Annotated in this window: 10 protein-coding genes and 3 pseudogenes; 8 read left to right on the top strand and 5 right to left on the bottom strand. The window is 71.6% G+C overall.

The window, feature by feature from the left end:
• Positions 1-314: 314 nt before the first annotated feature.
• The 3 genes and pseudogenes from ACZ3TS_RS25915 to ACZ3TS_RS25905 form a co-directional block, all read right to left on the bottom strand.
• Positions 315-428 (bottom strand): annotated as a pseudogene (locus ACZ3TS_RS25915) (carbohydrate ABC transporter permease); the annotation flags it as partial.
• A 135-nt stretch (positions 429-563) separates the two neighbouring features.
• A complete protein-coding gene (locus ACZ3TS_RS25910) occupies positions 564-1,847 on the bottom strand; it encodes an ROK family transcriptional regulator (protein WP_467622198.1) in 1,284 nt (427 codons plus the stop codon).
• Positions 1,848-1,939: 92 nt separating this feature from the next.
• On the bottom strand, positions 1,940-3,187 hold the full coding sequence (locus ACZ3TS_RS25905) for an FAD-binding protein (protein WP_467622195.1): 1,248 nt from the start codon (positions 3,185-3,187) through the stop codon (positions 1,940-1,942).
• Positions 3,188-3,479: 292 nt separating this feature from the next.
• Between ACZ3TS_RS25905 and ACZ3TS_RS25900 the strand changes: the two genes are divergently transcribed.
• Both ACZ3TS_RS25900 and ACZ3TS_RS25895 read left to right on the top strand, forming a co-directional pair.
• Positions 3,480-4,811 carry a radical SAM protein gene (locus ACZ3TS_RS25900; protein WP_467622193.1) on the top strand — a complete coding sequence of 444 codons (1,332 nt, stop codon included), beginning with the start codon at positions 3,480-3,482 and terminating at the stop codon, positions 4,809-4,811.
• Positions 4,812-5,027: 216 nt separating this feature from the next.
• Positions 5,028-6,524, top strand: coding sequence for a cellulose binding domain-containing protein (locus ACZ3TS_RS25895; RefSeq protein ID WP_467622190.1), 1,497 nt, complete (start codon positions 5,028-5,030; stop codon positions 6,522-6,524).
• A gap of 24 nt (positions 6,525-6,548) precedes the next feature.
• Here ACZ3TS_RS25895 and ACZ3TS_RS25890 read toward each other — a convergent pair.
• A pseudogene (locus ACZ3TS_RS25890) lies at positions 6,549-7,053 on the bottom strand (ABC transporter ATP-binding protein).
• 44 nt (positions 7,054-7,097) lie between these two features.
• On the opposite strand from ACZ3TS_RS25890, the pseudogene ACZ3TS_RS25885 reads away from it, so the two are divergent.
• The 4 genes and pseudogenes from ACZ3TS_RS25885 to ACZ3TS_RS25870 form a co-directional block, all read left to right on the top strand.
• Positions 7,098-7,257: pseudogene (locus tag ACZ3TS_RS25885) on the top strand (ABC transporter permease); the annotation flags it as partial.
• A 275-nt stretch (positions 7,258-7,532) separates the two neighbouring features.
• On the top strand, positions 7,533-8,633 hold the full coding sequence (gene rsgA / locus ACZ3TS_RS25880) for a ribosome small subunit-dependent GTPase A (protein WP_467622187.1): 1,101 nt from the start codon (positions 7,533-7,535) through the stop codon (positions 8,631-8,633).
• 56 nt (positions 8,634-8,689) lie between these two features.
• Positions 8,690-10,168, top strand: coding sequence for a DNA-3-methyladenine glycosylase 2 family protein (locus ACZ3TS_RS25875; protein ID WP_467622183.1), 1,479 nt, complete (start codon positions 8,690-8,692; stop codon positions 10,166-10,168).
• A gap of 2 nt (positions 10,169-10,170) precedes the next feature.
• Positions 10,171-10,674, top strand: coding sequence for a methylated-DNA--[protein]-cysteine S-methyltransferase (locus ACZ3TS_RS25870; protein ID WP_467622180.1), 504 nt, complete (start codon positions 10,171-10,173; stop codon positions 10,672-10,674).
• Here ACZ3TS_RS25870 and ACZ3TS_RS25865 read toward each other — a convergent pair.
• Positions 10,671-11,045 (bottom strand): PPOX class F420-dependent oxidoreductase, encoded by a 375-nt coding sequence (locus ACZ3TS_RS25865; protein WP_467622177.1) that lies wholly within the window; start codon positions 11,043-11,045, stop codon positions 10,671-10,673. The two genes, ACZ3TS_RS25870 and ACZ3TS_RS25865, sit on opposite strands and share 4 nt — an antisense overlap.
• Positions 11,046-11,202: 157 nt before the next feature.
• Between ACZ3TS_RS25865 and ACZ3TS_RS25860 the strand changes: the two genes are divergently transcribed.
• Positions 11,203-11,592 carry a PAS domain-containing protein gene (locus tag ACZ3TS_RS25860; RefSeq protein ID WP_467622174.1) on the top strand — a complete coding sequence of 130 codons (390 nt, stop codon included), beginning with the start codon at positions 11,203-11,205 and terminating at the stop codon, positions 11,590-11,592.
• A 261-nt stretch (positions 11,593-11,853) separates the two neighbouring features.
• On the top strand, positions 11,854-13,086 hold the full coding sequence (locus ACZ3TS_RS25855; RefSeq protein WP_467622171.1) for an SGNH/GDSL hydrolase family protein: 1,233 nt from the start codon (positions 11,854-11,856) through the stop codon (positions 13,084-13,086).
• Positions 13,087-13,185 lie beyond the last annotated feature (99 nt).

Below are 13,185 nucleotides of genomic sequence, written 5' to 3'. Positions count from 1 at the left end.
CGCAGTCCCGAACCACTCGTGGCGCCCAGTCAGCGTGGCGGGGCGCACGCCGCGACGCACGCTCCGCGGTCGAAGAGTGCGCGGCGTACGGTCACTGGCGCTGGCGGCGGTCCGGTTGCCGGAGTTGGTCCCGAACGCCCGGTGCTGCGAACGTCCGCGCCGCCGACGCGGGCCGCGGAGGCCGGGTACCGTCCCGTCAGAACGGTCCCGCGGTGCGACGAAGCTCCTCCGCGTCGGCTGTGGCCCCAGCCCGTTCGAACAGTCGCAGTGCGTCCCGCCAAGTGGAGCGTGCGCTGTCGGCTCCTTCGATGATGAATCAGGTGGTGGTTGACGGTTTGGTTGGTCATGTAGGAGGACGGTGCCACCTGGACGGTCCAGGCACGGGGGTCCTGGCCGATGACCGGAGGCCACAGGAATGCGCCTCGGCCGCCGCGGGGTCGGCGGCCCCGGCGGGCGGGGCGGATATCAGGGCTTCCGTGACAGCGAGTGCGGCCGCGGCTGTCGTGAGGACCGATCTGCGGGTGGCTGTGCCGGTGCGCGTCAACTGTGCATCCCTTCCGTCGTCATGAAGGCGGTGCGGTACGGCTCCTTGCGGCGGTGGTGCGTTTGGCGGGCTGCGCTTGTCCTCTGCGGGGCGCCTGGAGCGCGCCTTCGAGTGCGAAGGTCGCGGCTCCGAGGCACACCGGGTCGGTGGGAATGGAAGACAGGACGATCTCGGTGGCGGCGAACGGCCGTCTCAGCGCGTGCCGGCCGACGGCCTCACGCACCTCGTTCAGCAGCGGCTCGCCGAGCGTGGCCGCGACCCAGCTGCTGAGCACGACCACCTCCGGGTTGAGGAGGTTGACCAGGTCGCCGATCCCCGCGCCGAGGTAACGGCCGGTGTCCCGGACGACCTTGAGCGCGACCGGGTCCTGTGCGGCCACTCCGTGGGCGAGGGCGTCGATGGTCGCGGTCTGGTCCTCGGGGTGCAGCAGGGAACTGCGCGGGCTGAGCTCCCGCAGGTTGAGCATGATGCCGGGTGCCCCGACGTAGGTCTCCACGCAGCCGTGGTTGCCGCAGTGGCACAGCCGCCCGTCCAGCACCAGCGTCGTATGGCCCCACTCGCCGGCGCTGTTGCTGACGCCGCGGTGCAGCCCGCCGCCCAGCGCGAGCCCGGCTCCGACGCCGGTGCCCAGGTTGACGACCACGGCGTCCCCGCGTCCGCGGGCCGAGCCGAACCACAGCTCGGCGACCGCGCAGGCGCGCAGCGGGTTGTCCAGGTACAGGGGGTAGGCGATGTGCTCGGCGAGCAGGTCCAGCAGTGGCACGTCGTGCCAGTCCCAGTTCGGTGCGTACTCCGAGACGCCCCGGTCGCGGTCGACCTGGCCCGGCACGCTGACGCCCACGCCCAGGACACGGGCGCCCTCCACACCGGCCTGGGTGACCACCGAGCCGACGGCCGCGGCCACATGGGCGACCACCTGCTCCGGACGGTTCTCGCCGGGACGCATGTCCTCGGCGGCGCGGGCCAGCATGTTCAGCGCCAGGTCGAACAGCTCTACGCGCACGTACGTCTCCGCGATGTCGACGCCGATCAGCGCGCCCCCGGACGCGTTGACGGCGATCAGTCCGCGCGGCCGGCCGCCCGCCGAGTCCTCGAAGCCGACCTCGGTCAGCATGCCGAGGTCGAGGAGCTCGCCGACGAGCGTGGCGACCGTCGCCAGGCTGAGCCCGGTGGCGGCCGCCAGCTCCTGCCGGGACGTGGGCGACCGGGCGATGATCTGGCGCAGCACCTCGTAACGGTTCGCGGTGCGAATGTCGCGTGAGGTGCGCTTCGCGGGCACGTTTCCTGGGTCCCTCCGGGCCATTGGCGAGGCCCAGTGCCTCGGCGCGGCGTGAGCCTACGGCGCGGAGGGGCCTTCTACAAGGAGTTAGGAAAGGGGGTTTATGAAGTCGCCGTTCAGAGCAGTCCGAGGGTTTCCCGGACGAACGCGTTGCGGAACTTGCCCGCCGGGTCCAGCTTCGCCGCCAGCGCAGCGAAGTCGCCGAGCCGGGGGTAGCGCTCATGGAGCACCTGAGCCGGCACGGTGAACACCTTGCCCCAGTGTGGGCGTGCCTGGAAGGCGTCGAGCGCCTCCTCCACCCGCCGCACCACGGGCAGGACGGCCGCCGTGTCCTCGACCCAGGTGAAGTGCACCGCGACGGTGTCCCGGCCGTAGGCGGGGCTCAGCCACTGCGCGTCGGCGGCAACCGTCCGCACCTCGCAGGTCTGCAGCACCGGCGCCACCGTCGTGCGGATCGCGTCCAGGGCGTGCAGTGCGTCGAAAGCGTACGGGCGCGGCAGCAGGTACTCCGACTGCAGTTCGGCACCGCTGCTCGGCATGAAGTCCGCCCGGAAGTGCGGGAGCCGCTCGTGCCAGGCGCCGGGGACGCCGAACTGTCCGGTGCAGTTGATCGCCGGCATGCCCGGTACGGGGTGCAGCGCCTCGGTGGCCGGCGCGGCCCACGGGAAGTCCAGCAGTGGCTGGTCGGTGCGCCGCTTCAGCCACACCTGCCGGAACCCCGGCGCGCGCCAGTCGGTGAACAGGCTCACGCTGTAGGCCGTCGCCGTCACGGTCTCGAAGTCCAGTCCCTCCAGGGGCAGTTCGGTGAACACGCGCTGCTCGACCTCGTAGTCCGGCTCCAGGTCGAGGGTGAGCGCGGTGACCACGCCGAGCGCGCCGAGCGCGGTCACGGCGCCGTCGAAGCGGCTCTCGCCCCGGGCGATCCGCACCGTCTCCCCGTCGGCCGTGACCAGCTCCACCTCGCGCACGGCCGAGGCGAGCGAGCCGTTGGTGACGCCCGAGCCGTGTGTGCCGGTCGCCACCGAGCCCGCGACCGAAATGTGCGGCAGGGATGCCATGTTGTGCAGCGCGAGCCCGTGTTCGTGCACCACACGGGCGAGTTCGGCGTATCGGACGCCCCCGCCGACCCGTACCGTGCGGGCCGCCGTGTCGACATCCACCTCGGCCGGCAGCGCGGCCAGCGAGAGCAGGACGCCGTCGGCGCCCGGTTCGGCGATCTCGTTGAAGGAGTGCCCGCTGCCGAGCACCCGCACGTGCGCGCCGTCCGCGACGAGAGAGCGCAGTGCGTCGAGCGAGTGCGGACGGTGCAGCTCCTTGGCGGCGTAGGTGATGTTGCCCGCCCAGTTGGTCACGGTCGCGGTCATCTCGTCGTCCCTCCCTGTGGCATCCAGAGCCACGAACTCACCGTGAACCTACCTCGGCGACATCGCGTGGTGCGGATTCAGTTGAATGCCAACCTTCAGTCATCTGATTCAGTAAATATCCCTGCCAATGTCTACGATATCGGTAGCCTTCCTGGTCATGGTCCGGTCTCCCCTGCCCGATGCGGCGTCGTTCCGGCGTACATCGCGCGGCGCGAGGGGACCCGGCACAGGTGACGGGCGGGCGGGGGCATACCGTGAGGAGTCGAACGCCTGAGCCGGGAGGAGACACGGGATGGGCAGCCGCACCGCACTGGTCGAGGATCTGATGGAGCGATTCCCGCACGTACCGCGGGAAGCCGTCTTCAAAGAGGACCTGCTGCGCGGAGGTGTGGCCTTCGACGCGTCCGCCCTCTCCGACAACGAGAACGGCGAGGTCAAGCCGAAGTCGTACTTCATCTTCTCCTTCGACCACGGCACCCTGCCCGAACTGGGCGAGGCGGCGCTGCGGCGCCCGCCCGAGGAGATCATCCTCACCGGCGGTCCCTACGACCTGCGGCGGACCGTCGTCTCCGTCCGGGTCAATCCGGCCTCGCCCTACCGTGTGGCCGCCGACGAGGAAGGGCTGCTCGGGCTCTACCTCGACGGGCGGCGGATCGCGGACGTCGGAGTACCGCCCATGCCTGAGTACTACCGGCACACCCTCTCCAACGGGAAGTCCGTGATGGAGGTGGCCCCGACCATCCAGTGGGGTTATCTGATCTACCTCACCGTCTTCCGCGTCTGCCAGTACTTCGGCGCCAAGGAGGAGTGCCAGTACTGCGACATCAACCACAACTGGCGCCAGCACAAGGCGGCCGGGCGGCCCTACACCGGCGTGAAGGACGTCGAGGAGGTCCTCGAGGCGCTGGAGATCATCGACCGGTACGACACCCAGAAGGCGTCCACCGCCTACACGCTCACCGGTGGCGCGATCACCTCCAAGGTGGCGGGCCGCGACGAGGCCGACTTCTACGGGCACTACGCCAAGGCCATCGAGGAGCGCTTCCCGGGCCGCTGGATCGGCAAGGTCGTCGCACAGGCGTTGCCGAAGGACGACGTGCAGCGGTTCAAGGACTACGGGGTGCAGATCTACCACCCCAACTACGAGGTGTGGGACCGGCGCCTGTTCGAGTTGTACTGCCCCGGCAAGGAGCGGTATGTCGGGCGCGACGAGTGGCACCGGCGCATCCTCGACTCGGCGGAGGTCTTCGGCGCCCGTAACGTGATCCCCAACTTCGTGGCGGGTGTCGAGATGGCCGGGCCCTTCGGCTTCACCACGGTCGACGAGGCGATCGCCTCGACCACGGAGGGCCTGCGCTTCTTCATGTCGCACGGCATCACGCCCCGCTTCACCACCTGGTGCCCGGAGCCCACCACCCCGCTCGGCAAGGCCAACCCGCAGGGTGCGCCGCTGGAGTACCACATCCGCCTGCTCGAGGCCTACCGCGCCACGATGGACGACTTCGGGCTCTCCTCGCCCCCCGGCTACGGCCCACCCGGACCCGGCCGCGCGGTGTTCTCCGTCAGCTCCTTCATGGACAGCCTTCCGGCGAAGGAAGGAGCCGAAGAGCCGTCCCACGCGTAACGGTGCAATCGCGTGCCCCACACGCTGAGTCGAAGTGGGGTCGCGATCCGTACAACTCAACAGCGCGCGACCACTGGTAACGGCAATTGAATACGCCGCTTGTCAGTTGTGTGAGAAGCGTGAAAGGCTCTGGGCCTGTCGTGAGGCGACCCTCAACTCCCGTGTATCCCGGGCGAGTTGACTTTGCTTGTGGAAGCAGTTGATGCAGGAGCCCCCATGCCCGACCTGCCGAGCCCCCAGGACGCCGCCGAGGCCGCGCTGTTCTCGGAGAGCTGGGACGCGGTGCTGTCGTACGCCGACCTGTGCACGTCCGGATCGGCGGCCGGCAGGCAGCTGGCCACCGAGGCGTTCACGCACGGCATCCAGGAGGCCCGCGCCACCGAGGCCCAGGGCCGGGCCGGCGGGCGCCGCACCCCGCGGCTGCCCGGAATCCCCCTGCTGCTGACGGCGGTGCGCAACACCGCCGCGGCATGGGAGGCGGAGGGCAGGGGGCACCGGCTCGACCCCGATCTTCGGTTGTGGCTCAACTCCGAGAAGGCCGCACGGTACACCGGACCGCCCCTCCAGCGTCCGTTGGCCCTTCGCGGACTCAAGGACATGCAGGAGCCGGACGCCGCGCTGCTGTGGCTGACGGAGGTCGAGGCGCTGCCGCTGTCCGACGTGGCGCGCCGGCTCGGTCTGGACCCGGCGGCCGCGGCCGCCGAACTCGCCCAGGTGCGGGCGCTGTTCCGGGACCGTTGCCAGCGCAACCACCTGGACACGCCCATGGACCCCGACTGCCGCAGCTACGCCCGGCTCCTCGACGCGGTCACCCGCGCACCGGAGGCCGAGACGCCCGCGGACCTCTCGCGGCACCTCGCCACCTGCGTGGAGTGCGCGGAGGCGGCGGCCTGCCTGCGGCTGCACGGCGGGGGGACGCCCGCCGCGCTGGCCGGGGGAGTGATCGGCTGGGGCGGGCTCGCGTATCTGGAGCGGCGGCGCCGGGCGGCGGAGGCCGGGCTGAGCGGCGGGCGCACGGACGCCGGCACGGACCGGGGCATCGCCGTGGGCACCGTGCCGCGGCCCCGGATCGGCCGCGCCGGGATCCTGGCCGCCGCCGTCACCGTGTCGGCGCTGGCACTGACGGTCTCCCTCATGCAACTCGGTGACTCCGGCGGGCAGACCGCCGCGCGCGGCGCATCGGCCGGCAGCCGGCCCGTCGCCGACCCGGCGACCTCCGTGCCGTCCCTCGGCTCGGTCCCGGGCAACGGTGCGGGCGGCACCTTGGCGACCTCGCGCCCGTCCGCCCCGGCCACCGGGACGAAGAGCGGGGACTCCGACACCGAACCGCAGGGCAGGTCAACGAGCCCGGTGAAGGACTCGCCCACCGCGTCCACACCGGGCGAGGACACCGCGGCGCCCTGCCGGGTGAAGTACCACGTGGACAGCGAGTGGCCGGAGGGTTTCCAGGCGACGGTCACGGTCACCTCGAGCAGGGCGCTCGAGGACTGGAGCATCGGCTGGACGTTCAAGGACGGCCAGCGCATCACCCAGATGTGGGACGGCACCTTCACCCAGGCCGGCTCTGAGGTGACCGCGAGGGCCGCCGACTACAACAAGAAGGTCGCCGCGAACGGCACCTTCGCGGTCGGCTTCCTCTCCTCGTGGCACGGCGGCAACGCGGAGCCGCACGACTTCACGGTGAACGGGGTCGGCTGCTCCACGGCGGGCTGACCCCGGCCCGGATCCCGCCCTGGGTCACGGGTTGCTCGCGGCGCCGATGATGGAGGACATGATCCTGTCCTGTGGTGTGGTCGGCACATGGAAGAAGCCGTTGTTGCGGCCGAGCCGCAGCACCGCCGCCCGGTCCGCGACGGCCTTGACGTCTCCCATGTTGTGACTGATGAGGATCACCCCCGCCCCCTGCTCACGGAGTTCGTCGACCAGGTCGAGGAGATGGCCCGCCTGCCGGAGGTCGAGGGCTGCGGTCGGTTCGTCGAGGAGGACGGCCTTCGGCCTGCACAGGAGTGCTGGGCGGCCCGGGCGGTCCTGATCTGCACGGCCCGGCCCTCCCACTCGATGACGCCCTTGTCGGCGGGGACCCCGGCGATGACCCTGATGAGGGTGGACCTGCCCGCACCGTTGTCGCCCGGAAGGGCGACCACCTCACCTCTGTGAACCTCCAGGTCGACGTCCTGAAGGGCCTGGACGGCACCGAACCGTCGGAGATGCCGCGCAGCGCCAGCAGGGGCGGCTCAGTCACGCGAACCTCACCTCCTCCGCACCACGGCCGTGAACCCGCACGGCCTCGGCGGAACCAGCCTCTTCGGCGGCCGGGGGAGCGTGCTCGGCACCCTCATCGGAACCCTCATCGTCAACGTGCTCCGCTCCGGTCTACCAGGCCGTCGCCACCGGGACCCTCGTCGTCGTCGCGGTGGGTCTCGACCAGATCCTCCGCAGAAGTGCCCCGCGTGACACCGAGGCACGACCCGCCGACACCGGCCGGAAATACGGTGGCACGCGCTCCACGGGCCCCACTATGGTGGGGCTGCTTCTCGCGGCGGCCGTCGGCCACCGCTGCCGGCCGAGTGGAGAACGGGAGGTGTCGACCGATGACTGTCCTTGCGATGGGCGCTGCCCGCATTCAGGAGTTCATCAAGTCCACCTCCGTGGCTACCGGCTGACACCTCGTCCGAGGAGCGCGTACGCGCCCACCGGGGCCACCCTTGTGAAGGGTCTCCCTTGACTTCCACCTCTGCTTTCTCCGCGTTCTCCGCCCTCGTCCCCTACGGCTGGGACGACGCATGGGCGGACGCGTTCGCGCCCTACGACTCCGAAGGACTGCTCGCCGGGCGGGTCGTCCGGGTCGACCGCGGCCAGTGCGATGTGGTCACCGCCGACGGAGTGCTGCGCGCCGACACCGCATTCGTCACCCCGCACGACCCCCTGCGAGTCGTGTGCACCGGCGACTGGGTCGCCGTGGAACCCGCGGGCAACCCCCGCTACGTACGGACGTATCTGCCGCGCCGGACCGCCTTCGTGCGCTCCACCTCCTCCAAGCGCTCCGAGGGGCAGATCCTCGCGGCCAACGTCGACCACGCGGTCGTCGCCGTCTCGCTCGCCGTGGAGCTGGACCTCGGCCGCGTCGAACGCTTCCTCGCGCTGGCCTGGGAGTCCGGGGCACAGCCGGTCGTGGTGCTGACCAAGGCGGATCTGGTGCCGGACCCGGCAACGCTCTCGCACCTCGTCCAGGACGTGGAGACGACCGCGCCCGGGGTGCAGGTGGTGCCGGTCAGCGCGCAGCGGCGAGAAGGGCTCGACGTCCTCGCCGCCATCCTCTCCGGTGACACGTCCGTGCTGCTCGGGCAGTCCGGAGCGGGGAAGTCCACCCTCGCCAACGCGCTGTTCGGAGAGGAAGTCATGGACGTGCAGGCCACGCGCGACATGGACGGCAAGGGCCGGCACACCACGACCACGCGCAATCTGCTCGCGCTGCCGGGCGGCGGAGTCCTCATCGACACGCCCGGGCTCCGCGGGGTGGGGCTCTGGGACGCCGAGACCGGCGTGGGCCAGGTGTTCTCCGAGATCGAGGACCTGGCCAGGGAGTGCCGCTTCCAGGACTGCGCCCACGCCGCGGAGCCGGGGTGCGCTGTGCGTGGCGCGGTGGAGGCCGGGGAGCTGCCCGAGCGGCGGCTGGAGAGCTACCGGAAGCTGTTGCGCGAGAACCAGTGGATCGTGGCCAAGACGGACGCGCGGGTGCGGGCCGAGCTGCGCCGGGAGTGGAAACGGAGGGGAGCGCAGGGGAAGGCTGCGATGGAGGCGAAGCGGGGGCGGTGGCGGTAGACCGCCGCAGCGGCACGATTGCCCATGGCTCCATGGCTCCATAGCGCCGCAGCGCCGTGTCCGAATCCCGCCAGCCCCGGTCCCTGCCTTCGGCGAGACTGGAAGGCGTGACCCAGGAAGACACCAGGTACGAGGCGGTGCGCAGCCGGGACGCCCGGTTCGACGGTGAGTTCTTCTTCGCCGTCGAGACGACCGGGATCTACTGCCGTCCCAGCTGCCCCGCCGTGACGCCCAAGCGGCGGAACGTGCGGTTCTATCCGACGGCCGCCGCCGCGCAGAGCGCCGGGTTCCGGGCCTGCCGGCGGTGCCGTCCGGACGCCGTCCCCGGCTCGGCGGAGTGGGACGTGCGCGCGGACGTCGTGGGGCGCGCCATGCGTCTGATCAAGGACGGCGTCGTCGACCGGGAAGGCGTCGACGGGCTCGCCCGGCGCCTTGGCTACAGCGCCCGTCAGGTGCAGCGGCAGCTCACCGCCGAGGTCGGCGCCGGACCCGTCGCGCTCGCCCGGGCCCAGCGCGCCCACACCGCCCGCGTCCTGCTGCAGACCACCGCGCTGCCGGTCACGGAGATCGCCTTCGCGGCCGGGTTCGCCAGCGTGCGCCAGTTCAACGACACGATCAAGGCGGTGTATGCCGCCACCCCGAGAGGGCTGCGTGCCGCCGCACCGCGAGGCGGCTCGGCCGCCCGACGCGCGGCCGAGCCGTCAAGGGGGATCCCGCTGCGGCTCGCATACCGCGGTCCGTACCAGTCCAGCGCCGTGTTCGAGCTGCTCGCCCGTGAGGCGGTGCCGGGCATCGAGGAGGTTGGGGGCCCGCGCGGACGGCGCACCTACCGTCGCGCGCTCCGGCTGCCCTACGGCACCGCTGTCGTCTCCGTGGACGAGCGGCCCGGCCGCCCGGCGTCCCGGTCGCACGAGGTCGGCCACGCCGGCGGCTGGCTCGACGCCCGGCTGCATCTCACCGACCCCCGCGACCTCACCACCGCCGTTCAGCGGCTGCGGCGGCTGCTCGACCTCGACGCCGATCCGTACGCCGTCGACGAGCGTCTCGCCGCCGACCCCCGTCTCGCCCCGTTGGTCGCCGCCCGTCCCGGTCTGCGCTCTCCGGGCGCGGCCGACCCGGAGGAGTTCGCGGTGCGCGCGCTCGTCGGGCGGAGCCGGGCCGAGGAGCTCGTCCGTCGGTACGGGAAGGCGCTCGACTCCCCGTACGGCACCCTCACCCACGTGTTCCCGGAACCGGCCGCACTCGCCGAGGCCGAGCCGCACGGCCCGCCGGCCGCCCTCGCCTCGGCCCTCGCCGACGGCATCCTCCGCCTGGACGCGGGCGCCGACCGCGACGATGCCCACGAGGCTCTGCTCGCCCTGCCGGGCATGGATCCGCACACCGCCGCGCTCATCCGCACCCGCGCCCTCGGCGACCCTGACGTGGCACCGCCGGGCGAGGACGTCCCCGACGCCTGGCGCCCGTGGCGCTCGTACGCTCTCCAGCACATCCGGACGGCCGGCGAACCGACCCCGGACGAACAGGAAGAACTCTGATCATGGCTCTGCACGATCGTGTCCACTACACGACCCTCGACAGTCCCGTCGGCGTGCTGCTCCTCACCGCCGACGAGTCCGGCGCCCTCACTTCCCTGTCCGTGCCCGGTCAGAAGGGCGGCCGCATCCTCCAGCCGGAATGGCGGCACGCTCCCGGTCTCTTCCGGGAGGCGGAGCGGCAGCTCGCCGCTTACTTCGCCGGTGAACTCAAGGAGTTCGAGCTGGAGTTGCGTACGGATGGCACCGAGTTCCGGGAGCGGGTCTGGGCGGCGCTCGACTCCGTGCCCTACGGCGCGACCACGACGTACGGTGCGATCGCCGCCCGGATCGGCGCGTCCCGGGCCGCCGTCCGCGCCATCGGCGGTGCGATCGGCGCCAATCCGCTGCTCATCGTCCGCCCCTGCCACCGTGTGATCGGCGCGGACGGCTCCCTGACCGGCTACGCGGGCGGCCTCGACCGCAAGCTGAGGCTGCTCACGCTGGAGGGTGTGCGCCCGCTGCCCTAGGGTTGCTCCTCCAGACCCCAGCTGTGGATCCGCCGAGGCCGGATCCGGATCACCTCGTCGCTGAAGTGCGGCCCCAAGTCGTGCGGGCCGGTGAGGAGTTCCGCATCCCCGCGGATGTCGACCCCGCGCACCCGCCACGGGCTCAGGCTCACGATGTCGTCGACGACCAGCGCCACCTTGGGGTTCTTCCGCAGGTTCCGCCACTTCTTGGTGGCGCCCATCGCGTGGCCGCCGATCAGGAGCGTTCCGTCTTCCTGGAGGCAGAACCCGACCGGGTTGGCCTGCGGTTGTCCATGCGGATCGACGGTGGCCAGCCGCCCCAGTCGCTGAGAGCTCAGATACGCGCGTTCGGCCTCGCTGAATTCGCCCATGCCGACAGCCAAACACTCCTGCTGCGAGTACCGCACCGGCCTGACCGAACTGCTGGAGTACCTGGCGGCGTTTTTTGCTCGCATTCAGCTCACGATGTCTTGATCGGATGCCACCAGCAGCATGCCCACCTGTCGAACGATACGCATCGTTTCGTTGGTGGGCCTGCATGTCCTGGATGGCCGGCTGCGCATCGTCCGCGTGAACACGACGACGCACGCGCTGCTCGATGTCCCGGTCGACTCTCTGCTGGACAGGGTCTTCACCGAGGCCTACCGGCTCGCGGCCCCCGAGGAGGAGGTGGCGGCGGCCCACCGGGTTCTGGAGAGCGGCACGCCGGCGCTCGACCGTCTGGTGCGATCCACGCTGGGGTCCGCCGGTCGCACGCACAGGGTCCATTCCGTCTCCTACCTACGTCTGGAGAGCGAGTGCGGTGAGGTTCTGGGTCTGGTTGCCTCGCCTCTCGACGACGATCTCGCCGAACGCCTCGTCCAACTCGTCACCCACTCCACAGGCCTCACCTCCCGCCCACCCACGTCGTCCCACTGAACCAGCAGGCCACCCGGCGTACAGCAGGCGGACCGCGCTCGGGTCATCCGCGATGCTGCGCATGGGCCGGGTGAGCCGTCCGGTGGGATCCGCCCAGCGCCGTCCCCGGAAGACAGTTGACGAACTTCTGGACGAAGCCGGCGGCGACGCGTGCGTCCGTACGTGTGACGGGGTGTTAACTCGTCGCTGTGCCACGGGAAGTGATGGGAGGCTTCCCGGCCCCGCGTCCCGGGGCCGCCCGTGAGGAGAGGGCGTGTCCGTATGAACCACCTGGCCTGCGTGTCGGGAACCCTGCGCCGCTGCCTCGCCGTTGTGGCCCTGACTCTCGTGTCGACCGCGGCCGCCTTCCCTGGAGCGTCCACCCGTGTCGAGACGGCCCCGCGGTGGACCGGCACGTGGGAGGCCGCCCCCTCCGGAACCGCCCCCGCCCAGCCGGGCGCCTCGTTCCGCAACGTCGTGCACACCAGCGTCGGCGGCGACGCCGCCCGCATCCGCGTCTCCAATCGCCTCGGCACCGCCCCGCTACGGCTCGACGCCGTCACCGTCGCGGTGCAGCGGCCGGACGCGCCCACCGGAGCCGAGGCCGTCCAGGGCTCCCTGCGCACTGCCACCTTCGCCGGTGCCACCTCCGTGATCGTCCCCGTGGGTCAGGACCGCGTCACCGACCCCGTCCGTCTGCGCGTCCCGGCGGACGCCAACCTCCTCGTCACCGTGCACACGCCCACCGACTCCGGTCCGGCGACCTACCACCGCACCGCCCTGCAGACCAACTACCTCGCCCGGGACGGGAACCGTGCCGCCGACACCGGCGGAGCCGCGTACACCACCACGGTCTCCCACTGGTACTACGTGACCGGCGTCGACGTCCTGCGTCCGGCCGCCGCCGGCAGTGTGGTGGCGCTCGGCGACTCCCTCACCGACGGCAACGGGTCCTCCCACGGTGCCAACCAGCGCTGGCCCGACCTGCTCTCGGAGCGTCTGCGCGGGCTGCCCGAGGGTCGCAGGCCCGGAGTCCTGAACGCCGGGATCGCCGGCAACCGCCTCCTCCTCGACGGGGTCGGACCGAGCGCCCTGGCCCGCCTGGACGCCGACGTCCTCACCCGCACCGGAGCACGTACGGTGGTCGTCCTGGAGGGCGTCAACGACCTCACGGGCACACCGCCCCAGACCGATCCGGGCGCCTTCGTGCGGGCGTATCGCCTGGTCGTGGCCCGCGCGCACGCCCACGGCCTCCGTGTCATCGGCGCCACCCTCACTCCGTTCGGCGGCCACCGGGGCTGGACGCCGGGCCGTGAGGGCCTCCGGCACGAGATCAACGCCCTCATCCGCAGCGGACTCTTCGACGGGGTCGCGGACTTCGACAGGGCAGTCCGCGACCCCGCCCGCCCCGATCGCATCCAGCCGGCCTACGACCCGGGCGACCACCTCCACTTCAACGACGCGGGCATGAAGGCGCTCGCCGACGCGATCGACGTGGCAGCTCTCGTCCGGTGACGGTGGGTCAGTAATCCGGTCGCCTGACGGCGACACCCTGTGTGCGTGAAAATCGGTGCGTGGTCGTCCGGCGGACGTCGTCTCGCCTTGGCGCGTTCC

The organism is Streptomyces sp. NPDC022910 (assembly GCF_055561075.1).
Note: the sequence above shows the minus strand (reverse complement) of the source record. Positions and strands in the feature narration are given on the sequence as shown.

Bases quoted from the DNA above. Each gene is read 5' to 3' on its own strand.
- ACZ3TS_RS25910 (WP_467622198.1), bottom strand. From the start codon at position 1,847: ATGGCCCGGAGGGACCCAGGAAACGTGCCCGCGAAGCGCACCTCACGC.
- ACZ3TS_RS25905 (WP_467622195.1), bottom strand. From the start codon at position 3,187: ATGACCGCGACCGTGACCAACTGGGCGGGCAACATCACCTACGCCGCC.
- ACZ3TS_RS25900 (WP_467622193.1), top strand. From the start codon at position 3,480: ATGGGCAGCCGCACCGCACTGGTCGAGGATCTGATGGAGCGATTCCCG.
- ACZ3TS_RS25895 (WP_467622190.1), top strand. From the start codon at position 5,028: ATGCCCGACCTGCCGAGCCCCCAGGACGCCGCCGAGGCCGCGCTGTTC.
- ACZ3TS_RS25870 (WP_467622180.1), top strand. From the start codon at position 10,171: ATGGCTCTGCACGATCGTGTCCACTACACGACCCTCGACAGTCCCGTC.
- ACZ3TS_RS25865 (WP_467622177.1), bottom strand. From the start codon at position 11,045: ATGGGCGAATTCAGCGAGGCCGAACGCGCGTATCTGAGCTCTCAGCGA.
- ACZ3TS_RS25855 (WP_467622171.1), top strand. From the start codon at position 11,854: ATGAACCACCTGGCCTGCGTGTCGGGAACCCTGCGCCGCTGCCTCGCC.